Origin of the sequence: Citrobacter europaeus, from assembly GCF_037482245.1 — a bacterium.
Lineage (GTDB): Bacteria > Pseudomonadota > Gammaproteobacteria > Enterobacterales > Enterobacteriaceae > Citrobacter > Citrobacter europaeus.
In genome coordinates this window covers 1,748,177-1,773,983 of the sequence record NZ_CP148084.1, presented here as the reverse complement: position 1 = coordinate 1,773,983, position 25,807 = coordinate 1,748,177, and the positions used below count along the sequence as shown (strand labels likewise).

Below are 25,807 nucleotides of genomic sequence, written 5' to 3'. Positions count from 1 at the left end.
GGATGGCGGCGTAAACGCCTTATCCGGCCTACCGGAACTGACGTCAGGCGGTAATCTCGATGGCCTGAATCGCCCGAGCGATATCCGGCGAATTGTTTAACGCACGAATCTCCTGAAACAGTGCAGTTGCCTCTGAATATTCTTTTCGCAAATACCCCAGCCATTGTTTAATCCGCGCCACGTGGTACAGCCCGGTGTCCCCCTGCTTTTCAAGACGGGTATATTTTTGCAACAACCTCACCACATCAGGCCACGGCATACGCGGCTCGTTGTACTTCACCACGCGACTCAGGTTCGGAATATTTAATGCGCCACGTCCAATCATCACCGCATCGCATCCGCTGATGGCCATGCAATCCTGGGCGCTTTGCCAGTCCCAGATTTCGCCATTCGCGATAACCGGAATGGAAAGCCGCTGGCGGATCTCACCGATCGCCTGCCAGTTGATATGTTCGGCCTTATAGCCCTGCTCCTTGGTTCGGCCATGCACGGCCAGTTCGCTGGCGCCAGCCTGCTGGACGGCATCGGCAATTTCAAACTGCCGGTCGCTGTTATCCCAGCCCAGACGCACTTTCACCGTCACCGGGAGATGAGCCGGAACCGCTTCGCGCATGGCTTTTGCGCCCCGGTAGATAAGCTCAGGATCTTTCAATAACGTAGCACCGCCGCCGCTGCCGTTGACCAGCTTCGACGGACAGCCGCAGTTCAGATCGACGCCGTACGATCCCAGTTCAACCGCGCGCGCGGCGTTCTCCGCCAGCCACTGCGGATACTGCCCCAGTAGCTGTATGCGCACCCGCGTGCCGGATGGCGTCCGACTGTCGTTATGCAGTTCCGGGCAGAGCCGATGAAATACTTTTGCCGGCAAGAGCTGATCCACCACGCGCACAAACTCGGTGATGCACAGGTCGTAATCATTCACTTCTGTCAGCAGCTCGCGCACCAGTGAGTCGAGCACGCCTTCCATCGGCGCCAGTAAAACACGCATATCGTCACCCGCAAAAAAAGAGGCGCTATGGTAGCGCCTCCGTTAGGGAGATTAAAGAGGCTCAGCGCGGCAACAGGCAGTTATCTTCTTTCCAGCCATACAGCCATTCCATACCACGATAAAATTCAGCCTGTGATTTCCCTTTCCACAGCAGATTACGCACCTGACGTTCGACTCCCGCAGCGTGATAAACACGGCCCATTTCGCGCGTCGACCAGACAATCCTGGCGGTACGCGGAATACGCACCGACTCATACAGGGCAAAGGCATCAGCCGCATCGCCGTCACACTGCTGTAACGCCCTACCAAGCGTGACGGCATCTTCCAGCGCCATACAGGCTCCCTGCGCCATATATTGCGCCACCGGATGTGCGGCATCACCCACCAGCGTAATACGATCGGTGCCCCATTTTTCTACCGGTTCGCGGTCGGCAGTGGACCAACGCCGCCAGGACGTGGGTTTATCCAGCATCTGGCGCGGTCGCGCGTGAATTCCGGCGAAATAGGAGAGAACTTCCTCTTTACTGCCATCCTTCACTCCCCACTCTTCCTGCTGACGACTGTGGAAGGTCACCACCAGATTGTACTGCTTGCCGCCGCGCAGCGGATAGTGAACCAGGTGGCAGTGCGGTCCGGCCCACAGCACTGGCGCGTTAATGCGCAAATCTTCCGGCATATCATCGCAATCAATCACCGCCCGGTAGACCACATGCCCGGTCACGCGTGGCGCATCGCCAATCAGAGACTGGCGAACGACCGATTTCACACCGTCACAGCCCACCAAAATATCCGCCGTCCAGCTGTTGCCGTGCTCATCAAATACCGTCACGTCATTCTCGGTCTGGCGAATATCAACCACGTTCGTTGAAGTGCGATACTCAACGTTGGGGTGAACCAGCGCCGCTTCCCAGACAGAAGCATGAATATCAACCCGATGGATAACCGCATAAGGGCCGCCGAAGTGATCGCGAAACGCCTGCCCGGTTTCAATATGTACCACCTCTTTCGCGTTTACCGCATCCATCATGGTGATGTGATCGGTAAAAACGGCGCGCTGACGGGCGACGTCACCCACGCCAAGACTGTCCAGAGCAGAGAACGCGTTCGGTCCAAGCTGAATACCTGCGCCAATTTCACCAATCTCGTGCGCTTTCTCCAGCAACATCACTTTAATGCCCTGACGGGCCAGCGATAGCGCAGTCGCCGCGCCGCCAATCCCACCACCCACGATAATTGCGCGTGTCACTTTAGCCATTGTCGTTCTCCTTATCAGGCTGGAATTTTGTCTTGTTGATTCTCGGGCGCGGCGGCGATAAAAGCCGGAAGCTGGATACAGGCATCATATACCGCCTTACAACGCGGATATCCGCTCAGATCGCAGCCCATACGTAACGCGTTCGCCCACTGTGGGATCAGACAGCAATCCGCCAGCGTCGGCGCATCACCCACGCAGAACGTCCCCGAATGACTCTGGCGCAGCATCTGTTCCACCGCGCTTAACCCTTGCTGGATCCAGTGCGCATACCAGCGTTTTTTATCTTCTTCACTGACCTTTAATTCTTCGCTCAGGTAGCGCAATACCCGCATGTTATTCACGGGATGGATATCACAGGCGATGGCATAGACGATTTCCAGCACCTTACTACGCGCCGGGAAATCGGCAGGCAGCAGCGGCGACTGCGGAAAGTGGCCGTCCAGCCAGTCGGTTATCGCCAGCGACTGCCCGAGTGATTCTCCGTCGTCGGTAACCAGCGTAGGCACCAGCCCCACAGGATTCATCCGCCGGTAGGCCAACTCGTTCTGCTGACCGATGCGAATGTTGACGCCCACCGTCTGGTAATCGAGCCCCTTCAGCGCCAGCGCAATGCGTACACGATATGACGCGGAGCTATTAAAGAAACTGTACAGCTTCATCATCCACCTCAGACAATCTTCACGGCGATGGGGGTTAAACCGTCTACGTTTCCGGTGATCACATCCCCTTTCACCACCGCCCCCACGCCTTCTGGAGTACCGGTGTAGATCAAATCCCCCGGCTGCAGTTCGAAAAAGCCGGACAGATAGCTAATGGTTTCATTAACGGACCAGATGAGGTGGCGAATATCGCTCCGCTGATGATCGTCGCCGTTGACCTGCAGCCAGATAGGCGCATGGTTAACATCCGCGCTTTCGCAGGCTTTATGCAGCGGCGCGATGGGGGCAGAGAGATCGAACGCTTTGCCGATTTCCCACGGACGCCCCATCTGGCGCATCTCCATCTGCCTGTCGCGGCGGGTCATATCCAGACCGGTGGCATAGCCCCAGATATATTCGTGCGCTTTTTCCAGTGGTATATCGCTGCCCTTTTTACCAATCGCCACCACCAGCTCTATCTCATAGTGATAGTTATCGGTCTGCGAAGGGTACGGCAATTCGAGGGTTTGACCGGCCGCCACCGGAACCACCGCATCGGCAGGTTTACAGAAGAAGAACGGCGGTTCGCGATCCGGATCAAAGCCCATTTCACGCGCATGAGCGGCATAGTTGCGGCCCACGCAGTACACGCGGCGTACGGGAAATTGTTCATCACTGCCAACCACCGGAACGGTAACAGGCGCTTGTGGTTCGAATACGTATTGCGTCATTTTCTCTCTCCCAAATTAATAACGTGCTTCACGGAACAACCCCAGCGCTTCCTGAACCGGTCTGTCCGAAAAACTAAATAAAACGGTATCTTCGTGGGTCTTGAACGACACGCCGTGCCAGGTTGGCACCACGAAGATATCTTTTGGTGAAAAATTGAAGGTTTCGTTGCCGATGGTGACCTGCCCGCTTCCTTCCACCACGTGGTAGATAGTGCTGTCGGTGGTACGCGCCATACGAGAGGCAAAGCCCTTCGGCAACAGTTGCAGGAAGGTCCCCATTGAAGGCATGGGATAACCACCGGTTACCGGGTTCACGTAACGCATCTTGTAACCGTCCCACTCATCGGCGTCGCCCATGCGGGTCAGGTCATGTAGCGCTTCACGGCTGCGATCGTAGCGATAGTTGAAAATGGGCGATGAGTTACCCTTCTGATGACGCAGCGGCAGCATATTGGCCGCATAGCGCGGTATATAATCCCCTTCTTTGCGCGTGACCGGCTGTTGATCTTCCGGGTAGTCTTCTGCAAAGCCGCAGCCCAGAAGATTCACCAGCGGCAGATCCAGACCGTCCAGCCACACCACCGGTTCGCTGCCTGGGTTGCCGTGATCGTGCCAGCGCCACTGCGGCGTCAGAATAAAATCGCCTTCATGCATCTGGGTACGCTCGCCATCCACGGCGGTAAATGCCCCTTTCCCTTCGACAATAAAGCGCAGCGCAGACTGATTATGGCGGTGACTCGGCGCAACCTCGCCCGGCATGATTAACTGCAATCCCGCGTACAGCGTCGGGGTGATTGAAGACTGTCCGCGTAGCATTGGGTTTTCCAGCACCAGCACGCGGCGAATCGCCTCTTTCGCGCCAATCAGATCGCCGCTTTCCAGCAGTAGCGGACGGATCTCCTGATAGTTCCAGTACGCAGGCGCGCAATTCGCGTTCGGCGTTGACGGCACCAGACGATGCAGCGACTCCCACAACGGGGTCAGATTCTGCCCGGAAATATGCTGGTAAAACTGCTGACGGCTGTTCTTAACATCCTGATTCAGTTCAGACATAGGGATTCTCCTTATTCATTCACAACACTTGCACGTGGCAGAGTATTTGAGGCAGAGGCCGACTGGCGGATAACAACCGTCAGCAGGGCTAGCATCACCGCGCTGATGGCCGCCGGAACGGCGATAATGAAAAACAGGTTATCGAATGAGAAATTCATCGCCATCATCACGCCGCCGGATAGCGAGCCGGCAATCGCGCCGCAGCGGCCAATCGCATTAGACCAGCTGACGCCCGTCGCCCGACTCTGCGTCGGATAAAGCGTGGCGGTTAACGCATTGAGGCCCACCTGAGAACCACTGATACCAATGCCGGTGCCAAAAATGGCCAGCGCCATCAGCCACAAGCCGTTTTCGCTCAGGCCAATCATGACAATACACACCGCACCCAGCGCATAGCTCACAGCCAGCACGCGGAAAGGGTTGTATTTATCCATCAGCACTCCCAGCGCCAGCGCGCCGAGCGTACCGCCAATCTGGAAGGCGGCGGTCACCCATGAGGCATGCTGCAGATCTATTCCGCGATGGTTTAACAGCGTCGGCATCCAACTGGAGAGCAGATAAATAATCAGCAAGCTCATAAAGAACACCACCCATAACATCAGGGTAATGGGTAGCTGTCGCCCGACGAACAGCTGGCGAATGCTGCCTTTAGCAATCACGGTGCCCTCGTTGAGATAAAATTGGGTATTGTCATAACGTTCCCGGGTGATGGCGCTAACGGTTCTGGCAATCACGTTTTGCGGCAACTGACGACGAACCTGCCAGCGTGGGGATTCCGGTAAGGCAAACAACAGGGCCACAAACAGCATCAGCGGTAGAACGCCTCCCAGCACCAGGATGCCGTGCCAGCCAATGACCGGCACCAGCTGCGCGCTGACAATCCCGCCCATCGCCGACCCCAGGGTAAATCCACAGAACATCATGGTAACCAGCGCGCCGCGCCGACGCGCTGGCAGGTATTCTGACGTCATGGTGATGGTATTTGGCATCGCGCCGCCCAGACCTAATCCGGTAAGGAAGCGCAAAATGACCAGCGTTTGTAGGTCGGGAGAAAAAGCCGATAAAAGGCTCAATGCGCCGAACAGCGCCACGCAGAGTTCTATCACGCGTTTGCGACCAAAACGATCGGACAGCGGACCGCAGAGCAGTGCGCCAGCGGTCAGACCCAGCAGGCCCGCGCCAAACAGCGGCGCCAAATCGCCGGCAGTCAGTTGCCAATGAGTGCGAATGTCGGGTGCGATAAAACCAATCGCCGCGGTATCAAAACCATCGAGCATGACGACCAGAAAACAACAGATGATAACGCGCCACTGGGTCTTGCCGACGGGGGCGGAATCGATCAGTGCTTGTAGATCACGTTGGTGAGTCATAGTGAATGCCTCAGTGCAGGTAGAGTAGATGTCTGTTTTGTTTTAGGTATGTTGCGACTTTGTATGTTTGGAGATGAAATGTACAATGGCTTTTCATGCAGAGGCATAACCTGGAGGTTATAGCAAATGGCTAACTGGGCGCAGAAACTGAAGTTGCACCACCTGCAAACGCTTATCGCGCTGGGCGAACAGGGGAATTTGACTCACGTTGCCCGGATGATGAATATCACCCAGCCAGCGTTGTCAAAATGGTTATCACAGCTCGAAGATGAGATTGGCATCACGCTCTTTGAACGTCACAGCAAAGGCTTGCGTCCTTCCGAAGGCGGTAAACTGCTACTTCAGCATGCCCAACGCCTGATCAATGATATGGAACGTTCGCAGTATGAAATCGCCCGTTTTAAGCAAGGCGGCCTGGTAGGGAGCCTGAAGATTGGTTGCTCGCCGGTGGCGACCGACTGCGTTTCACAGGCGATACTGGGTTTACTCACAGAACTGCCCACCCTGCATCTTAATATTGAAGAAAAGGTGATGACCCCGCTGCTGCACGATCTGCTTGCGGGTTCGGTGGATGTCGTCGTCGGTCGCGTCGGCGGCCGGGCGCTTCAGTTGCCGCTCAATTATCAGGTGCTGTATACCGAGCCGGTCTGCTTCGTCGCGCGTCCCGACCATCCGCTGGCAAAATATCCCCTACTCACCTGGCACGATCTGGCTAACTGGCGCTGGATTGTCTGGCCGACGGGAACGCCCATCCGGATAAGCATTGATAACGCGCTAGTAGATAACGGCGTCATGCTGCCGGAAAACATCATTGAATCGGCGTCGATCAACGTCAGCACCAACCTGCTGCAAAGTAGCGATATGATCTCTATTCTTTCTCTACGCCTGGCGCAGCGTTATGCCGCCCAGGGACAGTTGGCTATTCTGAATCTGCCGAAAATTGAACAAAAAGGCAGCGTAGGCGTATTCTGGCGCAACAATGAAACGCCCACTACCGCTTTGAATCGTTTTCTGTATTACCTGGCACAGGTTTAGCGTGGATAGTTAGGGCCATAGCCCGATGTTCCAGATATCTATTTCCTCTATGCTTAGAATTCATGATGTGATCGGTAGCACGTTTTGAAGTTTAATTGTATGATGAATCAGTCTCGTCAAGGGTTTCAACTATGAGCAAAGCACTGAACACTATCTGGCAATATTTGCGCGCATTCGTCCTGATTTATGCCTGCCTCTATGCAGGTATTTTTCTTGCGTCACTACTTCCTATCACCATTCCGGGCAGCATTATCGGCATGCTGATTCTGTTTGTTTTACTGGCTTTGCAGGTGTTACCAGCAAAATGGGTTAACCCTGGCTGCTACGTGCTGATTCGTTATATGGCCCTGCTGTTTGTCCCAATTGGCGTTGGGATCATGCAGTACTTTGATCTGCTCCGCGCACAATTTGGTCCGGTGGTGGTGTCCTGCACCATCAGTACGCTGGTCGTTTTCCTGGTGGTGAGCTGGAGTTCGCACATTGTGCACGGTGAGCGCAAAATCGTTGGGCAAAAAGGGTCTAAAGAATGATGTCGTATATATGGTGGTCGTTACCTCTGACGCTGGCGGTATTTTTCGGCGCACGTAAGCTGGCTGCACGATTTAAAATGCCGCTATTGAACCCGCTGCTGGTCGCCATGGTGGTGATTATTCCCATTCTGCTGCTGACCGGTATTCCCTACGATCATTATTTCAAAGGCAGTGAGGTGCTGAACGATTTGTTGCAACCTGCCGTGGTCGCGCTGGCCTATCCGTTATATGAACAGTTGCACCAGATCCGCGCCCGCTGGAAATCAATCATCGCTATCTGTTTTGTGGGAAGCATCGTGGCGATGGTTACGGGTACAACAGTCGCCCTGTTAATGGGCGCATCGCCGCAAATTGCCGCGTCTATCATGCCGAAATCGGTCACTACGCCTATCGCTATGGCGGTGGGAGGCAGTATTGGCGGTATTCCGGCTATCAGCGCCGTTTGCGTCATTTTTGTCGGTATCCTCGGAGCTGTGTTTGGACATACGTTGCTTAATGCGATGCGTATTCGCACCAAAGCCGCACGTGGGCTGGCAATGGGCACTGCTTCGCATGCCCTCGGCACCGCTCGCTGTGCGGAGCTGGACTACCAGGAAGGCGCGTTTGGCTCTCTGGCGCTGGTTATTTGCGGGATTATCACCTCGTTAGTCGCCCCATTCCTGTTCCCGATTATTCTGGCGGTGGTCGGTTAACCTTCATTTTTTGGTAATTTATTTGCGATGCGTTGCACATTTTTCATTTAAGTTTCATAAGTTGCACACGCAATGAGATTTGGATCACATATAAAGCCGTAACAGGCCCGTAAACTACGATTCCATTACATTGTTATGAGGCATCGCCATGCATCCACGTTTTCAAACTGCTTTTGCCCAACTCGCGGATAACTTGCAATCAGCCCTGGCGCCTGTTCTGGCGGATGTGCATTTCCCCGCCATGCTGACTGCTGAGCAGGTCTCTTTGCTGAAACGCGAATCGGGACTGGACGAAGACGCGCTGGCATTCGCTCTGCTGCCGCTGGCTGCGGCCTGCGCGCGTACCCCGCTGTCCAATTTCAACGTTGGGGCAATTTCTCGCGGCATCAGCGGTAACTGGTACTTCGGTGGGAACATGGAGTTCCTGGGCGCGACCATGCAGCAAACCGTTCATGCCGAGCAAAGCGCCATCAGCCACGCCTGGTTGCGCGGTGAAAAAGGGCTCGCCGCCATCACCGTCAACTACACGCCGTGCGGACACTGTCGCCAGTTTATGAACGAACTGAACAGCGGACTGGACTTACGCATTCATCTGCCGGGGCGTGCGCCGCACGTGCTGCGCGATTACCTGCCAGATGCCTTCGGACCGAAAGATCTGGAGATCAAAACGCTGCTGATGGACGATCAGGATCACGGCTTCGCGCTGCAGGGCGATGCGTTGACCCAGGCGGCAATTACCGCTGCCAACAGATGCCATATGCCGTACAGCAAATCCCCAAGCGGCGTTGCGCTGGAATGCAAAGATGGTCGAATTTTTAGCGGCAGCTATGCTGAGAACGCCGCCTTCAATCCGACCCTGCCGCCGCTGCAGGGCGCGTTAAACCTGTTGAATTTGAACGGTTATGACTACCCGGACATCCAACGCGCCGTGCTGGCTGAAAAAGCCGATGCGCCGTTGATTCAGTGGGATGCGACCTCCGCCACCCTGAAAGCGTTAGGCTGCGATAATATTGAGCGCGTTTTGTTAGCGTAAAAATTCGTACTGCAGGGCGGATCGGCCAATATCGCCGTCCGGCCTGCAAGACGACCATTCAATATGACCGTTTTGCTGAAAATCCCCTCAATCAGATTGCTGTTTCTTGCGCTACGTCTTCCGGTACAGTAGCCTGATTGAAATTCCATCCAAATAACGAGTTTTCTGCATGTTAAAGCGCGTGTTTTACAGCCTGTTAGTCCTGGTAGGCTTGCTGCTTTTGACTGTGCTTGGACTCGACCGGTGGATGAGCTGGAAGACAGCCCCCTACATCTACGACGAATTGCAGGATTTACCCTACCGCCAGGTTGGTGTGGTTCTGGGCACGGCGAAGTATTACCGCACCGGCGTCATCAATCAGTATTATCGCTACCGCATTCAGGGCGCATTGAACGCCTATAACAGCGGGAAGGTAAACTATCTGCTGTTAAGCGGCGACAACGCGCAGCAAAACTATAACGAACCCATGACGATGCGTAAGGATCTTATTGCCGCAGGCGTCGATCCAGCAGACATCGTGCTTGATTACGCCGGGTTCCGGACGCTTGACTCCATCGTGCGTACCCGCAAAGTGTTCGATACCAACGATTTCATCATTATTACCCAGCGCTTCCACTGCGAGCGTGCCTTGTTTATTGCGCTGCATATGGGTATCCAGGCTCAGTGCTACGCCGTACCTTCGCCAAAGGATATGCTCACCGTGCGGGTACGTGAATTTGGCGCCCGTTTTGGCGCACTTGCCGATCTCTACATTTTTAAACGTGAACCCCGCTTTTTAGGCCCACTGGTGCCTATCCCTACCATGCATCAGGTACCGGACGACGCACAGGGATATCCGGCGGTTACGCCTGAACAACTGCTCGAATTACAAAAGAAACAAGGAAAATAAGCATGGATGTACAAACCCTTTTCGTCGTGTTGGCCTTTCTGCTCATTCCCGTATTTTGTTTTCGCGAAGCCTGGAAAGGCTGGCGCTCCGGGGCCGTAGATAAAATTAAGAAGAATGCGCGCGAACCGGTCTACGCTTATCGCCATGAAGAGCCCCTGCAATTTTGGTCTTATGTACTGGTTTATGCCGGATGCGGATGTTTATCCTTCGGTATGGTTATTTACTTAGTTTTTTATCGTTAAGGATATTGCCTTTATATTAGCATTTGAGAATAGCTAATATTTTGATAATAGTTACCATTTCAATATAAGGGATTAATGCTGTCCCCCAGCATTTCCCTCAAACTATCTTCTATTTGTGAATTCTTTCACAGAATACTCTTCCTGCAGTGCTTAGCCTTAAGAATAGCCTTTCACTTTTTATATTTTGTTATTAACGGTTTGCCTTAATTTACTCAAGCATTAAGGAAGAAAATATGCCACTACAAAATTATCTGGATGAGCTCACGCCTGGTTTTACTCCATTATTAGCAATAAAAGAGGCTTCCCGCTGTTTATTATGTCACGATGCTCCCTGTAGTCAGGATTGCCCGGCGCAAACCGACCCGGGGAAATTTATTCGCTCCATTTATTTTCGTAATTTTAAAGGCGCCGCCGAAACTATCCGCGAAAATAATGCGCTCGGTGCGGTGTGCGCCCGGGTTTGCCCGACAGAAAAATTATGCCAGCGCGGATGCACGCGCTCAGGAATTGATAAGCCTATTGATATTGCGCGTCTGCAGCGTTTTATTACCGATTTTGAACAGCAGACTGCAATGAAAATATATCAGCCCGCAACAAAAACGTTGGGTAAGGTCGCCGTCATCGGTGCGGGGCCGGCAGGGTTACAGGCCAGCGTAACGCTGAGCAATCTGGGTTATGACGTCACCATCTTCGAAAAACAGGCCCAGCCAGGCGGCTGGTTGCGCCATGGCATTCCAGAGTTTCGTCTGCCGCACTCGGTTTTGGATCATGAAATTGCCCGTATCGTTGAAATGGGCGTGACTATCAAGTGCAATTGTGAAGTCGGCAATGCCCTTTCCGTTGAGCAACTCAAAGCAGAATATCGCGCCGTACTGGTTACCGTAGGCATGTCTTACGGTTCCACATTACCCATGTTTGACCATGCGGAAAACGTCGAAATTGCCGTCGATTTTCTGCAACGGGCCCGGCAAGCCAGCGGTGATATTACCGTCGCGCAAAGTGCATTAATCATCGGTGGCGGCGACGTGGCGATGGATGTCGCCAGTACATTGAAGCTGCTGGGTTGCCCATCAGTCACCTGCGTCGCGCGTGAAGAACTGGCCGACTTCCCGGCCAGCGACAAAGAATTCAGCAGCACTCAGGCATTAGGGGTATCGATTATTGACGGTTTCACGCCGGTAGCGGTTAGCGGAAATCGCGTCACCTTTAAGCACGTACGCCTGCCGGGCGAACTCACGCTTGAAGCCGAACACATTATTCTCGCCGTCGGCCAACATGCTCAGCTTGCTAATTTCGCCGCGTTAAAGCCGCAGCGTAATCTTATTGATACGCAAAACTACCAAACCGCCGATCCGGTCCTGTTTGCTGCGGGCGATATTGTTGAAGGCGATAAAACGGTGGTTTACGCCGTGAAAACCGGTAAGGAAGCCGCTCAGGCCATTCATCACTATTTAGAGGGAGCTTGCTCATGTTAACGAAAGATCTTTCTATTACTTTTTGCGGCGTCAAATTCCCCAACCCATTCTGCCTCTCTTCCTCGCCGGTAGGCAACTGTTATGAAATGTGCGCCAAAGCCTATGATAGCGGCTGGGGCGGTATTGTTTTTAAAACGATCGGTTTCTTTATTGCGAATGAAGTCTCCCCACGTTTCGACCATCTCACCAAAGAAGATACTGGCTTCATTGGCTTCAAAAACATGGAGCAAATTGCCGAGCATCCGCTGGAGGAGAATCTGGCCGCGATCCGCCGACTGAAACAGGACTACCCTGACAAGGTCCTGATTGCGTCGATCATGGGAGAAAATGAGCAGCAATGGCAGGAACTGGCCCGTCTGGTTGAAGAAGCGGGTGCAGATATGATCGAGTGTAACTTCTCGTGCCCGCAAATGACCTCACATGCCATGGGCAGCGATGTGGGGCAAAGCCCTGAGCTGGTTGAAAAATACTGTCGGGCGGTTAAACGCGGCTCTACCCTGCCAATGCTGGCTAAAATGACGCCAAATATTGGTGATATGTGCGAGGTGGCGCTGGCGGCAAAACGCGGAGGTGCCGACGGTATCGCGACCATCAATACGGTTAAATCCATCACCAATATCGACCTGAAGCGGAAGATCGGGATGCCGGTCGTCAATGGTAAATCCAGTATTTCCGGCTACTCCGGCAAGGCCGTTAAACCTATCGCCCTGCGTTTTATCCAACAACTGCGCATGCACCCTGAACTGCGCGATTTCCCAATTAGCGGCATCGGGGGAATTGAAACCTGGGAGGATGCCGCTGAGTTTTTACTGTTAGGCGCGGCCACGCTGCAGGTGACCACCGCGATCATGCAATATGGATATCGGATTGTGGAGGATATGAGCAGCGGATTGTCACATTACCTCGCCGATCAAGGGTTTGAGTCACTGGAGGAGATGGTGGGTCTGGCCAATGCCAATATCATCCCCGCTGAGGAACTTGATCGTAGCTACATCGTCTATCCGAACATCCATCTTGATAAATGCGTTGGCTGTGGGCGCTGCTACATCTCCTGCTATGACGGTGGGCATCAGGCGATGGAATGGAATGAGGAAACCCGCACGCCGCACTGCGACACGGAAAAATGTGTGGGATGCTTGTTGTGCGGTCACGTTTGCCCGGTTGCCTGTATTGATCTGGGCGAGGTGAAATTTAAAACCGGAGAGAAAGAACATGCGTTAACGCTGTAACGCTGATAAGAAAAGCCCGGTACAGATTGCGCTGTGCCGGGCTTTTTGCGTTGTACGTTTACTTCTTACGCGCGTACTTCAGTGAGTCCAGCGCGACAGCGAAGATAATAATGCCGCCCTTGATAATATACTGCCAGTATGGGTTCACGCCGATGTAGGTCAGACCATAGTTGATAACGGTGAAGATAATCACACCGGTCACCACGCCAAACACGGTCCCTACCCCGCCGCTGAACGACACGCCGCCAACCACGCACGCCGCAATCGCATCCAGTTCATACATAAAGCCGAGGTTGTTGGTCGCCGAGCCGATACGCCCGGCTTCGAGCAAACCACCGAAGGCATAGAACACGCCAGACAAGGCATAGATAATCAGCAGGTTCAGCGCAACGTTTACCCCGGACACTTTCGCAGCCTCCGGGTTTCCGCCGATGGCGAAAATGTTTTTACCGAAGCGGGTCTTGTTCCACAGCACCCACACAAAGGCTACGGCAATCAGCGCGTAGAAGGTGATGTAGGAGAGTCGGAAACTGCCTAGCGCAATAAAGCCCTGCGCAAAGGTTGAGAATCCGCTGTCAAAGCCAGAAATTGGCGATGCGCCGACGAAGTCGTAGTACAGGGAGTTGATCCCGTAAACGATAATCATCGTACCCAGAGTGGTAATAAACGGCGTCACGTTCAGATAAGCAATGATAATGCCGTTCACCAGACCGATAACGGCGCCAATCACGCAGACAATCAGCACCACTACGATGATTGGCATCGTAGCCATCTCAGGAAACACCTTATTGGCGTTCTCCATCGATTGCAGCAAGGTTGCCGCCACGACCGCCGCCAGGCCGACCTGACGTCCCGCAGACAGGTCGGTCCCCTGGGTAACGATCAGCCCGGCCACACCCAATGCGATAATAATACGCACCGAGGATTGCGTCAGAATATTACTCAGGTTCAGTAAGCTTAAGAAAGTGGGATCCTGGAAAATAATAATTGCCAGCAAAACTAAAAGAACAACGTAAATTCCGCCTTCTTTCAGGTAAGTAAGAAAACTTTTCTTATTTAACGCACTCATAAGGAGCCCCTAATCTTAAAGGTGCAAAGACGCAAGACGGAGGATTTCGTTTTGCGTTGTAGTTTTAGTGTCAACAATTCCGGCAACGAGACCATTGCTCATCACCAGAATACGATCGGTAATTCCCAGCAGCTCCGGCATTTCAGAGGAAATAATAATAATCCCCTTATCCTTTTTCGCGAGTTCGGCAATCAACTGATAAATTTCAAATTTCGCGCCAACATCAATACCACGCGTGGGTTCATCCAGCATCAGAATTTCTGGCTGGGTTAATAACCAGCGGCCAATAACGACCTTTTGTTGATTACCGCCGGATAGTGAACCGATTTGTGTACGATGGCCCGGCGTTTTCACCCTCATTGAGTCAATAACCCACTGGGTATCGCTCTTCATGCGGGAATTATCCAGCAGACCAACTTTATTTTTATAATTTTGGATATTGGAAATTAACGAGTTAAAACCAATATCCAGATACGCATAAATACCGGTTGAGCGGCGCTCTTCCGTGACCAGCGCAAAACCGTGGTTGATGGCTTCATTTGCGCTGTGGTTATTAATCTTTTTGCCGTGGAGCGTAATCGTACCCGATGATTTCTCACGAATACCAAAAAGCGTTTCAACGATATCAGTACGTTTTGCGCCCACCAGACCGGCAATCCCGAGAATTTCCCCTTTGTGCAAATCAAACGAGATATCACGAATCGACGGCTGACGCAGCGAAGTCAGGTTACGCACTTGCAGAATAACTTCACCGGGTTTGTTCTCTTTATCCGGAAAACGTTGGTTAAGTGAACGCCCAACCATCATGGCGATAATCTTATCCATATCCAGCCCTTCCAGTGGCTGGGTCGCTATCCACTGGCCGTCGCGCAGCACGGTAATTTCATCACACAGCTGGAAGATTTCCTCCATCTTGTGCGAAATATAAACAATGCCGCATCCACGCTCTTTCAGCTTACGGATGATGGTGAACAGATGGTTAACTTCTTTCTCGGTTAGCGATGAAGTCGGCTCATCCATGATGACGATTTTGGCGTCATAGGAGAATGCTTTCGCAATTTCAATCATCTGCATTTGTGAAACGGATAATGTGCCAACGCGCGCGCGCGGATCGATATCAATATCCAGTTCATCGAATATCGCTTTGGTATCGCGGTACATTTTTTCCTGATCGACAAACATGCCTTTGGTGGGATAGCGTCCCAACCACATGTTATCCATCACAGAACGTTGTAATACCAGGTTTAATTCCTGGTGGACCATCGAAATACCATTCTCAAGCGCTTCTTTAGCAGAATGAAAATCGATTTCTTTACCCTGAAATAAAATACTGCCGGAATCTTTTTGATAGATGCCGAAAAGACATTTCAATAATGTGGATTTCCCCGCGCCATTCTCGCCCATTAAGGCATGAATCGAATGCGGACGGACTTTTAAATTGACATTATCAAGAGCCTTAACGCCGGGGAAGGACTTGTTGATGCCGGTCATTTCCAACAAGTATTCGCCTGACGACTGAGTATGTGTGCTGACCATAATTATACCTTGTTGGCCTTGCAGAGTGCATAATTAAGGGCGCAATGAAATTGCGCCCACATACGGAGTATTTATTTGTTGGTAAACTCTGCCAGATTATCTTTATCGACACCTACGTACGGAACGCGAACAATCTTGTTCTCAATTTTCCAGTTGGTGCCATCAGCTGCACCTTTGCCGTCAGCCAGATTTCTCGCCAGATCGAAGGTGGCTTTCGCCTGATTGTTGGCATCGTTCAGCACGGTACCGGCCATTGCGCCAGACTTCACCAACGCCAGTGCTTCAGGCAGCGCATCCACACCAAATACCGGTACGCTGGTTTTATTGTGTGCTTTCAGCGCTTCAACTGCGCCCATTGCCATCGCATCGTTGTTGGCGATAACCACTTCAATTTTGTTCGCGTTTGGACCGGACATCCACGCATCCATCTTATCTTTCGCCTGAGCGGTATCCCACATTGCAGTATCTAACTGCAACTGCTCAGTTTTAATGCCTTTGTCGTTCAGCTCTTTAATCACGTAAGTGGTACGCGCTTCAGCATCCGGGTGTCCCGGTTCGCCTTTCAGCAGAACAAACTGAATTTTGCCGTCTTTGTTCAGGTCCCAGTTCGGGTTTGCAGCCCAGTGTTTGGCAATCAAATCACCCTGAATAATACCGGATTCTTTAGAGTCGGTACCGACGTAATACGCTTTGTCATAGCTGTCCAGCGCCTTACGAGAAGGTTCTTTGTTGAAGAACACGATCGGTACGTTCTGTCCGCGTGCTTTTTCAATGACCGTGCCTGCTGCTGCCGGGTCAACCAGGTTAATCGCCAGTGCTTTCACACCTTTTGCCAGCAGCACGTCGATCTGATCGTTTTGTTTGGACTGGTCGTTCTGCGAGTCATTCATCAGCAACTGGACATCTGGCGCCGCTTTAGCATCTTTTTCGATAGCCTTACGTACCACAGACATAAAGTTATCATCATACTTATAGATAGTTACACCAATGCGGGTATCAGCAGCGTGCGCAGCCGCGCCGAATAACATGCTTGCCATTACAGCAGACAGGGTCAACACCTTCTTATTCATGGTATCTCCGGTTTTATTATGCAGGGTAGTACTTGAGATAAATGCTCGGCAGGCAGAACGTTACTGAAGTGTTACTGAACGCCGAAGCTCACTTTTAAAAAATATTTCTTCCGTGTCTGGCAACGCTCCAAAAACAGGCTTTAATTTTTGTTTAAGGCACCTATACCTCGATGAAAGTGATTATTCACCGTTACATAGTAGTTACAGCGCAACAAACAGTGTCATCATAGCTATCGCATTGTTAATATACTGTGAATTTACTCACATATTGAAAGCGGTTACATCGCGCAACGTTATGAGTTAGTGATCGGTGCCGCATTCTGCCGCAGCGCCACCGAATGGCGACGCACCAGCGTCGGCATAAAGCAATGCGTCGCCTGCGGATCCAATGTGCCTGCCGCGCCCTGCAGCGCGAGCTCCGTCGCCATTTTTGCCATTGAGGCAATGGGATAGCGCACAGTGGTCAGCTGCGGATCGGTGTAACGCGCGATGGGAATATCATCGAAGCCAATGATAGAAAGGTGTAATGGAATAGCGATGCCGTTATCTTTTAGCGCAGTCAGCGCGCCGGCAGCCATATTATCGTTGTAGGCGAAGACCGCCGTCAGTTGTAAGTTACGTCCCAACAGTTCCACCATCGCGGACTCTCCGCCCTGCATATCGGGCGAACCGGTGCCGACCCAGCTTTCTGCCGCAACAATCTCCTGCTCTTTTAGGGCTGTTAACCACCCTTCTTTACGCATGGCATCATCTTCAATGCGATGGCTTGATGCCAGATAACCGATACGTTGGTGACCGTTATTCAGCAGCATTCGGGTCGCCATTTTAGCCCCACTGATGTTATCCAGGCAGACGCAACGGTGAGCGTAGCCTGGCACCAGGCGGTTGATCAGCACCATGCCGGGGATCTGATCCATAAACTCGGCCAGCTCCCGATCGCTCAATGCTTTAGAGTGAACAATCAGTGCGTTACAGCGCTGGCGAATCAACACCTCAATGGCATGACGTTCTTTTTCCGCCTCATGATAGCTGTTGCCAATCAGGACGTACTTCTGATGCTGCTGGGCAACCATATCCACGGCTTTTACCAGCGCGCCAAAAAACGCATCTGATACATCCATGACCACAACGCCAATGGTGTCGCTTACCTGCGTCGCCAGCGCTTGCGCGTTGGCATTAGGTCGATAGCCCAATTGCGTGACGGCTTTCATTACCGCTTCACGCGTATCGGGACTTACCAGCGCACTGTTGTTTAATACGCGAGAAACGGTCGCTACAGAAACGCCAGACTGTCGTGCCACATCACGGATGGTTACCATATTCACTGCCCTGTTTTAGATTGTGGTTACCCACAGACACCCCAGGTTGGGTATTTTGTCAGCACAATGAAACGGACTGCGTGAGTGGTGTCACAGGAATGAAAGCGCTTACATCCATTTTGTTAATGAATGTGATCCAGATCGTTATCTGGATGTACGCGGCAATGATGTCCCCGCAGCACGCAGGGTTAATTGACGCCACAGCCATTCTATCGGGCCCTGGCGGTAAAAACGTAGCCATATGATGGAGAAAAGTAGATTCACGGCCCAGACCGGTATGACGAAAAACAGCAGCTCCAGCCGGTCATATTTCATAAATAAGCCGGCCTGGTAAAACAGCGTGGTGCAGATTAAGGTTTGTAACAGATAGTTGGTTAATGCCATGCGGCCCACACAGGCGATGGCAATGACCCATTTAAAGCGGCTAAGCTGCGGCCAGTAACCGAACATCAGCGCGGCGTAACCGATAGTCTGCAACGGCGCGCCCAGCTCTCGCGGGGCTTGTAGCAAAAAGGCACACCAGCGGTAGGTCCAGTCCAGTTGCCACTGAATGATAATAGCAGGCAGGTTAATCGCCATGCCGATAATAACCAGCAGCACGCCGGTGCGTCGGTAATGCTGTAAGCTGTACTGCCCTTTTAGCCAGCCGCTGCGCATTAATGCCGCGCCGAGCAGCATCATCCCCGCCAGTTGCCAGCCGTATTGCGCGCCTAACGCCAGCAAGCTATTGGACATCATATCCACGCGATTGCTGACCGCTTCCATTCCGCCGTTCACTTTCCAGTATTTTTCATACAGCAACGCTGAGGCATCCGGCGTCCAGGCGCGACTGGTTTCACTCCCTGAGATAACCCCCAGCAGCAGCAGTACGCCAACCCCCACCAGATAAAGCAGTAAGCCGGTGTTAAACAAGCTTTTTATCGACGGCGCATCCCAGATCAGCCGCCAGCAAATCAGGCCAATTAAGCCATATGCCAGCAGGATATCGCCATCCCAGAAAAGTAAACCGTGTATAAAACCCAACAGCACCAGCAGCGTAAGCCGCGACTGGATCCAGCGTTTGCCGCGCGGGAGCAGCATTTGCAGACCGGCACCGAACAGCAATGCAAACAGCGTGAGGAATTTTACCTGCGCAAAGAGATCGAGCAGCGCCCAGGTCCAGGCATCGGATAAGGTGATGTTGCCATACCACGCGGGATTGAGGTATGCCGCCTTTGGCAAGCCAAAGGCGCTAATATTGAGAAGCAGGATACCAAGAATGGCGACGCCACGAATAAAATCCAGCGTGACATTACGCTCCATGGTTCCTGCCCTAATCAGTTGTGATGACGTACTGCGCGCAGGAATTCCTGACGCGTGTTCTGGCTGGACTTAAACAATCCGCCAAGAGACGTGGTCGTGGTCGCACTGGTCGCATCACGAATGCCGCGCGCTTTCACACAGTAATGTACCGCATCAATCGACACCGCCACATTATTGGTTCCGAGCAGCGTTTGCAGCGCGGTGAGGATTTGCTGGGTCAAACGTTCCTGAACCTGCGGACGCTGTGCAAAGAACTGCACAATTCGATTAATCTTCGACAGACCAATGACCGAATCTTTCGGGATATACGCCACCGTCGCTTTGCCGTCGATAGTGACAAAGTGGTGTTCGCAGGTGCTGGTCAGCGTGATATCGCGGACCGTGACCATCTCGTCCACCTTCATTTTGTTTTCAATGACGGTGATTTTCGGGAAGTTGGCGTAATCGAGGCCGGAGAAAATCTCATCGACATACATTTTCGCAATGCGATGCGGAGTTTCCATCAAACTGTCATCGCTCAAGTCGAGATTGAGCAACTGCATAATCTCGGTCATATGGCCCGAGATAAGACGTTTGCGCGTTTCGTTATCCATCTCTTGCACGGGCGGGCGTAGTGGCGTTTCAAGACCACGCGCGACCAGCGCTTCATGAACCAGGGCCGCTTCTTTACTGAGTGATGACATTTCTTCTTCTCCTGCAGGTGGGGCGCCTCTGCCCTGCATGGGGCAAAGTTTTTAGGCTGTGTCACAGCCAGAACATTGTGCGTGAGGCGGCGCACATAATCCAGTATTCACCGCGATAATTATTGAAATTGGCGCAGCCTTTCAGCGTAGCGATTTCACTTGCCATTCAACCCGGTGACATCGAGTGTTAATGTAAAGTTATATAGATGATGAAGTATGTTTGCTCAATGCGGAAGTGAAAGTTACTCACAGTGCTATGAATAATCTGTATTATGGTGAGTTCGCAAACACATTCAGGTTCAACACAATAAGGAGCCACGCATGGAAATGCTTGAAGAGCACCGCTGTTTTGAAGGCTGGCAGCAACGCTGGCGTCACGACTCTACCACGTTAAATTGCGCCATGACCTTCAGTATTTTTCTTCCGCCACCCCGCGATAACGCCCCGCCTCCGGTGCTGTACTGGCTGTCGGGCCTGACCTGCAATGATGAAAACTTTACCACCAAAGCCGGTGCGCAGCGCATCGCGGCTGAGCTGGGCATTGTTCTGGTGATGCCGGACACCAGCCCGCGCGGCGAGCAGGTTGCCAACGATGACGGCTACGATTTAGGCCAGGGCGCGGGATTTTACCTCAATGCCACCCAGCCGCCGTGGGCAACGCATTTTCGCATGTATGACTATCTGCGTGATGAGCTGCCGGCACTGATTCAATCGCAGTTTAACGTCAGCGATCGCTGCGCCATTAGTGGACATTCCATGGGCGGTCACGGCGCGTTGATTATGGCGCTGAAAAATCCCGGGAAATACACCAGCATTTCCGCCTTTGCGCCGATCGTCAATCCTTGCCGCATTCCGTGGGGCGAGAAGGCGTTTAGCGCTTATCTGGGTGAAGATAAATCACAGTGGGCCGAGTGGGACAGCTGCGCGTTAATGTTGGCCAGCAAGCCCGCAGATGCGATTCCGACGCTAATCGATCAAGGCGACAGCGACCAGTTTCTTGCCGATCAGCTCCAGCCTGCGGTACTGGCCGAAACGGCCCGTCAAACCGCATGGCCGATGACGCTGCGCATCCAGCCAGGTTACGACCACAGCTATTACTTTATTGCGTCGTTTATTGAGGATCACCTGCGCTTCCATGCCCAGTATCTGCTGAAGTGATCACCAGTAAAGCGTATTTTCTATTGCCGCGCTGTAGCTCATCTCTTCTGACTGCGGCGCGGACGCTTTACGATTTAGATCGGCCGCCTGCTGGCGTACCTGTAATCGCCCCACGCTCTCACCGCCTTCATGACCTTCGTTAAAATTACGCACTTCAGACTCGAATAAGATTGCATCCAGGTGGTGCAACTTTTTCAGCGCCCGCAACAGGGAGATAAGCGTGTCCAGATTGAGGCCACCGCCTTTCTCGATGCGTTTAATGGTCGCAATGCCGACCTGTGCACTGTCAGCAAGCTGCTGCTGCGTTAGCGCCAGAGAAATCCGCGTTTCTCTAATGCGAGCGCATAATGACAAGATGATTTCATCATTATTCATGGTGTGATATTTCATGCCGCCCTCCCCCGATTTTTGGGCTGAATTTTCCCAAGACAGCCGTGATACGTTTCGCGGTACTTCGCGCTCATGTCTTTACCCGTTTCATACATGGCTGCAATCACCTCATCGAGCGAAACGCATGGCTCACTGACGCGGCTCATCGCCATCGTTGCGGCGTTAATCGCTTTTACGGACGAAATCGCATTTCGTTCGACACAGGGAATTTGTACCTGCCCGCCAACCGGATCGCAGGTCAGCCCGAGATGATGCTCCATGGTGATTTCTGCGGCATTCAGCACCTGAGCAACTGACGCCCCCATCAGTTCCGCTAACCCGGCCGCGGCCATCGAACTGGCCACACCGATCTCTCCCTGACACCCGACCTCAGAACCCAAAATAGACGCGTTTTGTTTGAACAGTAGCGCAATGGCGCCAGCGGTGAGGAAAAAGCGGATAACCGATGCGCTATCCAGCTTACAGACAAACTTATCGTACCAACTGAGGACCGCTGGGATGATACCGCTGGCACCATTGGTCGGCGCGGTCACCACCCGCCCTCCTGCGGCGTTTTCCTCGCTGACGGCAATCGCAAACGCATTCACCCAGTTGAGGTTGGTGAGAAAGTCGTTAGCAGAGGGTTTCATTGCCAGTAATTTATAGAGCGAGCAGGCCCTGCGCGGCACCTGATACGAGCCAGGCAGTAGGCCTTCAGTATGCAGACCACGATGGACTGCCTGCTGCATTACCGCCCAAACATGCGCGAAATAGTCATGCAACACCGCCTGAGAATGCATCTGTAACTCATTTTTCATCATTAATGCCGCAACGGATAATCCATTACGCTGGCACAGCGCCTGCAGCTGCGCGGCATTTTGAAACGCAAACGGAAATGCGTTTTTTTGCGCGGCTTTCTCGGGCACCGACTCGCCGGGTTTGCGAACCTGGCCGGCGCCGGTTGAAAACCATGTTTCTTCATACAACGTAAAATAATCATCCCTGGCGCGAAACGTCATCGCATAGGGATGACCAGAATGCGGGTGTTGATTCGGCTTAATCGCGACCGTCACGGTAACTGAAGGAGAAAGCGTCAGGGTGCCGTCCTGTTCAGCACGTTTAATGAGATCCATCTGCTGGCGTAAATCAACATCATCCGGCTGGTTGCCCAACAGCCCCAGATAAAGAGCGATATCAACGTTATGACACTTGCGGCTTAATGAGAGCGCGCCATATAGCTCAACTTCGATTTCTCGCGTTAGCGGTAAGATCTCCTGTAGCTTTAATTGTGAAATGAAGTTAAACGCGGCACGCATTGGCCCTACTGTTCTTGAACAGGAAGGCCCAATAACGACTTTAAAAATATCAATACAACTTTCCATTTTAGACCCATCCCTGTTAGTCATAATAGAATATACCGCCAGTAGCAACAGACCGTGACGCGTATATCAAAAACAATACCTTTCAGACTTTGTTTATTTGTTGGTATAAAAAACAATACTATTTTATCTTTTTTTTAACATTCACATCTGTGATAAAGCAGGATTCAATCGTCACCCCCTACTATTACAATAATCTTAATTTACAGGAGTGAGATAATGGCAATTATTTATTTTATTAGTGCAAAAGATTCTGAAAAACTTCCGGCATGGCTGCACAATACGTTTCTAAATACCGAGACCAAACAATATCCTTGTGCACTGGAACAGTTATCTATAGCCGCATTCAATAAACCGTATTTAAAATTATCAATACCCGATGAAGTATTCACCGATGACATATACAAGAAACTAAGAGCTACATCGTTCACTCAGCAATTTGATTTTTTCCTAAAACCGCAAATCATCCCGACGAACGGGATCATCGCCTTTGACATGGACTCGACGTTTATCGAGGAAGAAGGTGTGGATGAGATCGCCCACGCGCTAGGCATCACCGATCGGATAACGGAATTGACGCAGCAGGCGATGGAGGGAAAACTGGATTTCAATAGCAGTTTCACTCAGCGCATCGGAATGTTAAAAGGAACGCACATCGATGTCATCAATGCCGTATGCGATCGGATGACGGCCTCTCCCGGCATCACCACCATTTTGCCACTCCTCAAACAGAAGGGATTTAAAACAGCGATCATTTCCGGCGGACTGGATATTTTCACCCGCCGTTTACAACAGAAATATCAGCTGGATTATGTATTTTCAAATACCGTTGCAATCAGGGATGGCATGCTAACGGATAATATTTCCACGCCAATCATGAATGCAGAAAATAAGCAAAAAACGTTGGCCATACTTGCCAACTCTCTACAGATACCTCAGCATAATATTATCGCCTGCGGTGATGGCGCCAACGATATCCCCATGCTGACGTATGCTGGCACTGGTATTGCCTGGCAAGCAAAACCCGCCGTCAGGAATTTAATTGCCAATCAGATTAACTTTCACGGATTCGAGTCGCTTTTGTTCTTTATCGAAAATGGATTATAACCCCACGAGCACTGTCTGAAGGGAAAATCATATGAGCTTGAAATCATTTATATTCAGCCAGGCTGATAAGCCGGTTGTAAAAGAAAAAAAAGAGATCGACCATACTTACAAAAAATTCAGAATAGAGATTATTACCTCAGTTTTTATCTCTTACGCCGTCTTTTATTTAACACGTAAAAACTTCTCAGCCGCCATGCCGGCCATGCTGTCAGATACCGCTCTGACCGCTGAAGATTTTGCCATCATGTCTTCACTGTTTTACATTCTGTATGGCTCAATGAAGTTTGTTGGCGGCATGCTGGTTGATAAAATCAACCCGAAAGCCATGACCGGCCCGGTGCTCATTGGCGTGGGGATCGTTAATATTCTGTTTGGTTTTTCCGACAGCGTTGCCGCGTTTTATGTGTTGTACAGCCTCAATGCTATCCTCCAGGGCACCAGTTTTCCGCCAATGGCAAAGATCATGGCATCCTGGTTTTCCAAGAATGAACGCGGGCGTTGGTGGGCGGTCGTTGAAGCGGCGCATAATATTGGCGGTAGTCTCGCCCCACTGCTGACAAGTTTCGCGATTGTCTGGAGCGGTAGCTGGAAAATGGGTTTTTATGTGCCGGGCGCGATCTCCTTGCTGATGGGGGTCATTGCGCTCTTTACAATTAAAGACCGTCCCGGGACCTTAGGTTTGCCCAACGTTGGCGAATGGCGCAAGGATCCAACAGAGTTAGCCCAGGTTAAAGCCAGTCCGGTTAACCTCTCCTTTTGGCAGATTTTTGTTAAATATATCCTGATTAACCCGCTGGTGTGGATTATTATCATTGGCGATATGTCGGTTTATATTGCCCGCACCATCCTCAACGACTGGCCACAAATTTACTATTCTCAGGTACATGGCTGGAGCCTGATTAAAGCCAACTCCATTATCTCGTGGTTTGAAGCCGGAGGACTTGCCGGGGGGTTACTGGCGGGTTACTTATCGGACTTTATGTTTAAAAGTAACCGCTGGATGACAGGATTAATATTCGCATTAATGCTCTGCGTGTGTATTACCTTAATCCCACTAGTTCAGGATACTTCATATACCATTACGGCCATTCTCTTCACTATTATGGGTTTTGCCCTGTACGGCCCGCATATGCTTTTTGCCGTAGGTTGTCTGGATGTCACTCACAAAGATGCGGCGGGATCGATAACCGGCTTCCGGGGATTATTTAGCTATGTTGGCGCGGCGTTAGCGGGCGTACCGGTGATATTAGTAAAGAACAACTGGGAGTGGTCTGGAGTCTATCTCTATGCCGTGATCGCAATCCTGTTAACCACCTTGTCACTGGCCTTACTCGCCAAATTCCATCGGCTATAAGCCAGCCATAACAGGACGGTGGCACCATCGCCGCTGTCCTTCGGTTAGGCTCTTTCAGCGTCAAAAAGGTGTCCTTCCTCTTCATTCCTCCATCATTCCTTCACTTTTTCTCCTTTTTTCTTTCCACATTATCCTATTGATTAAAAAAGCTTTTATATCGAAACAATATCAAACACAAATGATTTCTATTATCATTTGTGTTTACAAACATTCATACTTTTGTACAATCCATTCGCTTCTTTACTGAAAAGAGTCCTTAAAAGACAAATACATACAATTGTCATGGCCTTTCATATGACAC

General features: G+C 51.7%; 25 protein-coding genes. 11 read left to right on the top strand and 14 right to left on the bottom strand.

The genetic code is table 11. From position 1 onward, the window contains the following. Positions 1 to 43 precede the first annotated feature (43 nt). The 6 genes from dusC to WHR59_RS08065 all read right to left on the bottom strand — a co-directional run bounded on the left by dusC (position 44) and on the right by WHR59_RS08065 (position 6,035). Entirely contained in the window at positions 44 to 988 is a 945-nt protein-coding gene (gene dusC / locus WHR59_RS08090) for a tRNA dihydrouridine(16) synthase DusC (RefSeq protein ID WP_043016944.1), read from the bottom strand. 61 nt (positions 989 to 1,049) lie between these two features. Beyond that, positions 1,050 to 2,243, bottom strand: coding sequence for a 3-hydroxybenzoate 6-monooxygenase (locus tag WHR59_RS08085; RefSeq protein ID WP_100194591.1), 1,194 nt, complete (start codon positions 2,241 to 2,243; stop codon positions 1,050 to 1,052). A gap of 14 nt (positions 2,244 to 2,257) precedes the next feature. Further along, the gene (maiA, locus tag WHR59_RS08080; protein WP_043016946.1) at positions 2,258 to 2,902 is read right to left on the bottom strand and encodes a maleylacetoacetate isomerase; all 645 of its coding nucleotides are present in this window, start codon (positions 2,900 to 2,902) and stop codon (positions 2,258 to 2,260) included. Positions 2,903 to 2,910: 8 nt separating this feature from the next. Next, positions 2,911 to 3,612 (bottom strand): fumarylacetoacetate hydrolase family protein, encoded by a 702-nt coding sequence (locus WHR59_RS08075; RefSeq protein WP_100194592.1) that lies wholly within the window; start codon positions 3,610 to 3,612, stop codon positions 2,911 to 2,913. 15 nt (positions 3,613 to 3,627) lie between these two features. Beyond that, complete coding sequence (gene gtdA / locus WHR59_RS08070) at positions 3,628 to 4,665, bottom strand: gentisate 1,2-dioxygenase (protein ID WP_100194593.1); 1,038 nt, start codon at positions 4,663 to 4,665, stop codon at positions 3,628 to 3,630. An 11-nt stretch (positions 4,666 to 4,676) separates the two neighbouring features. Continuing rightward, complete coding sequence (locus WHR59_RS08065) at positions 4,677 to 6,035, bottom strand: 3-hydroxybenzoate transporter MhbT (RefSeq protein WP_338843794.1); 1,359 nt, start codon at positions 6,033 to 6,035, stop codon at positions 4,677 to 4,679. A 126-nt stretch (positions 6,036 to 6,161) separates the two neighbouring features. On the opposite strand from WHR59_RS08065, the gene WHR59_RS08060 reads away from it, so the two are divergent. The 8 genes from WHR59_RS08060 to preA all read left to right on the top strand — a co-directional run bounded on the left by WHR59_RS08060 (position 6,162) and on the right by preA (position 13,160). After that, positions 6,162 to 7,070, top strand: a complete 909-nt coding sequence (locus tag WHR59_RS08060) for a LysR substrate-binding domain-containing protein (protein WP_043016950.1) — start codon at positions 6,162 to 6,164, stop codon at positions 7,068 to 7,070. A gap of 131 nt (positions 7,071 to 7,201) precedes the next feature. Beyond that, positions 7,202 to 7,600: a CidA/LrgA family protein gene (locus WHR59_RS08055; protein WP_043016951.1), complete on the top strand. Its 399-nt coding sequence runs from the start codon at positions 7,202 to 7,204 to the stop codon at positions 7,598 to 7,600. Further along, positions 7,597 to 8,292, top strand: coding sequence for a CidB/LrgB family autolysis modulator (locus WHR59_RS08050; protein WP_043016952.1), 696 nt, complete (start codon positions 7,597 to 7,599; stop codon positions 8,290 to 8,292). The genes WHR59_RS08055 and WHR59_RS08050 overlap by 4 nt, the downstream gene beginning before the upstream one ends. 148 nt (positions 8,293 to 8,440) lie before the next feature. Next, the gene (cdd, locus tag WHR59_RS08045; protein WP_043016953.1) at positions 8,441 to 9,325 is read left to right on the top strand and encodes a cytidine deaminase; all 885 of its coding nucleotides are present in this window, start codon (positions 8,441 to 8,443) and stop codon (positions 9,323 to 9,325) included. 169 nt (positions 9,326 to 9,494) lie between these two features. Next, positions 9,495 to 10,214: an outer membrane permeability protein SanA gene (sanA, locus tag WHR59_RS08040; protein WP_043016954.1), complete on the top strand. Its 720-nt coding sequence runs from the start codon at positions 9,495 to 9,497 to the stop codon at positions 10,212 to 10,214. Between the two features lie 2 nt (positions 10,215 to 10,216). Beyond that, positions 10,217 to 10,456: a DUF2542 family protein gene (locus tag WHR59_RS08035; RefSeq protein ID WP_047409976.1), complete on the top strand. Its 240-nt coding sequence runs from the start codon at positions 10,217 to 10,219 to the stop codon at positions 10,454 to 10,456. 233 nt (positions 10,457 to 10,689) lie between these two features. Next, positions 10,690 to 11,931 (top strand): NAD(P)-dependent oxidoreductase, encoded by a 1,242-nt coding sequence (locus WHR59_RS08030; protein ID WP_043016956.1) that lies wholly within the window; start codon positions 10,690 to 10,692, stop codon positions 11,929 to 11,931. After that, a complete protein-coding gene (gene preA, locus WHR59_RS08025; RefSeq protein ID WP_075145910.1) occupies positions 11,925 to 13,160 on the top strand; it encodes an NAD-dependent dihydropyrimidine dehydrogenase subunit PreA in 1,236 nt (411 codons plus the stop codon). The genes WHR59_RS08030 and preA overlap by 7 nt, the downstream gene beginning before the upstream one ends. A 58-nt stretch (positions 13,161 to 13,218) precedes the next feature. On the opposite strand, the gene mglC is transcribed toward preA, so the two are convergent. The 6 genes from mglC to folE form a co-directional block, all read right to left on the bottom strand. Then, positions 13,219 to 14,229, bottom strand: coding sequence for a galactose/methyl galactoside ABC transporter permease MglC (mglC, locus tag WHR59_RS08020; protein WP_005129205.1), 1,011 nt, complete (start codon positions 14,227 to 14,229; stop codon positions 13,219 to 13,221). Positions 14,230 to 14,244: 15 nt separating this feature from the next. After that, positions 14,245 to 15,765 carry a galactose/methyl galactoside ABC transporter ATP-binding protein MglA gene (mglA, locus tag WHR59_RS08015; RefSeq protein WP_003027396.1) on the bottom strand — a complete coding sequence of 507 codons (1,521 nt, stop codon included), beginning with the start codon at positions 15,763 to 15,765 and terminating at the stop codon, positions 14,245 to 14,247. A gap of 71 nt (positions 15,766 to 15,836) precedes the next feature. Then, a complete protein-coding gene (gene mglB, locus WHR59_RS08010) occupies positions 15,837 to 16,835 on the bottom strand; it encodes a galactose/glucose ABC transporter substrate-binding protein MglB (RefSeq protein WP_043016958.1) in 999 nt (332 codons plus the stop codon). Between the two features lie 293 nt (positions 16,836 to 17,128). After that, positions 17,129 to 18,154 (bottom strand): HTH-type transcriptional regulator GalS, encoded by a 1,026-nt coding sequence (galS, locus tag WHR59_RS08005; protein WP_043016959.1) that lies wholly within the window; start codon positions 18,152 to 18,154, stop codon positions 17,129 to 17,131. Between the two features lie 144 nt (positions 18,155 to 18,298). After that, positions 18,299 to 19,456 (bottom strand): DUF418 domain-containing protein YeiB, encoded by a 1,158-nt coding sequence (yeiB, locus tag WHR59_RS08000; RefSeq protein ID WP_338843792.1) that lies wholly within the window; start codon positions 19,454 to 19,456, stop codon positions 18,299 to 18,301. Positions 19,457 to 19,470: 14 nt separating this feature from the next. Further along, the gene (folE, locus tag WHR59_RS07995; protein WP_003027410.1) at positions 19,471 to 20,139 is read right to left on the bottom strand and encodes a GTP cyclohydrolase I FolE; all 669 of its coding nucleotides are present in this window, start codon (positions 20,137 to 20,139) and stop codon (positions 19,471 to 19,473) included. A 321-nt stretch (positions 20,140 to 20,460) separates the two neighbouring features. On the opposite strand from folE, the gene fghA reads away from it, so the two are divergent. Then, positions 20,461 to 21,297 carry an S-formylglutathione hydrolase gene (fghA, locus tag WHR59_RS07990; protein ID WP_087051322.1) on the top strand — a complete coding sequence of 279 codons (837 nt, stop codon included), beginning with the start codon at positions 20,461 to 20,463 and terminating at the stop codon, positions 21,295 to 21,297. Here the strand turns inward: fghA and WHR59_RS07985 are convergent, their stop codons facing one another. Then, positions 21,298 to 21,687 carry a helix-turn-helix domain-containing protein gene (locus tag WHR59_RS07985; protein ID WP_043016962.1) on the bottom strand — a complete coding sequence of 130 codons (390 nt, stop codon included), beginning with the start codon at positions 21,685 to 21,687 and terminating at the stop codon, positions 21,298 to 21,300. After that, positions 21,684 to 23,048: an L-serine ammonia-lyase gene (locus WHR59_RS07980; protein WP_338843791.1), complete on the bottom strand. Its 1,365-nt coding sequence runs from the start codon at positions 23,046 to 23,048 to the stop codon at positions 21,684 to 21,686. Before WHR59_RS07980 ends, WHR59_RS07985 begins: the two co-directional genes overlap by 4 nt. A gap of 216 nt (positions 23,049 to 23,264) precedes the next feature. Between WHR59_RS07980 and serB the strand changes: the two genes are divergently transcribed. Both serB and WHR59_RS07970 read left to right on the top strand, forming a co-directional pair. After that, the gene (serB, locus tag WHR59_RS07975; RefSeq protein WP_338843790.1) at positions 23,265 to 24,152 is read left to right on the top strand and encodes a phosphoserine phosphatase SerB; all 888 of its coding nucleotides are present in this window, start codon (positions 23,265 to 23,267) and stop codon (positions 24,150 to 24,152) included. Between the two features lie 31 nt (positions 24,153 to 24,183). Next, positions 24,184 to 25,506 (top strand): MFS transporter, encoded by a 1,323-nt coding sequence (locus WHR59_RS07970; protein WP_043016964.1) that lies wholly within the window; start codon positions 24,184 to 24,186, stop codon positions 25,504 to 25,506. Positions 25,507 to 25,807 lie beyond the last annotated feature (301 nt).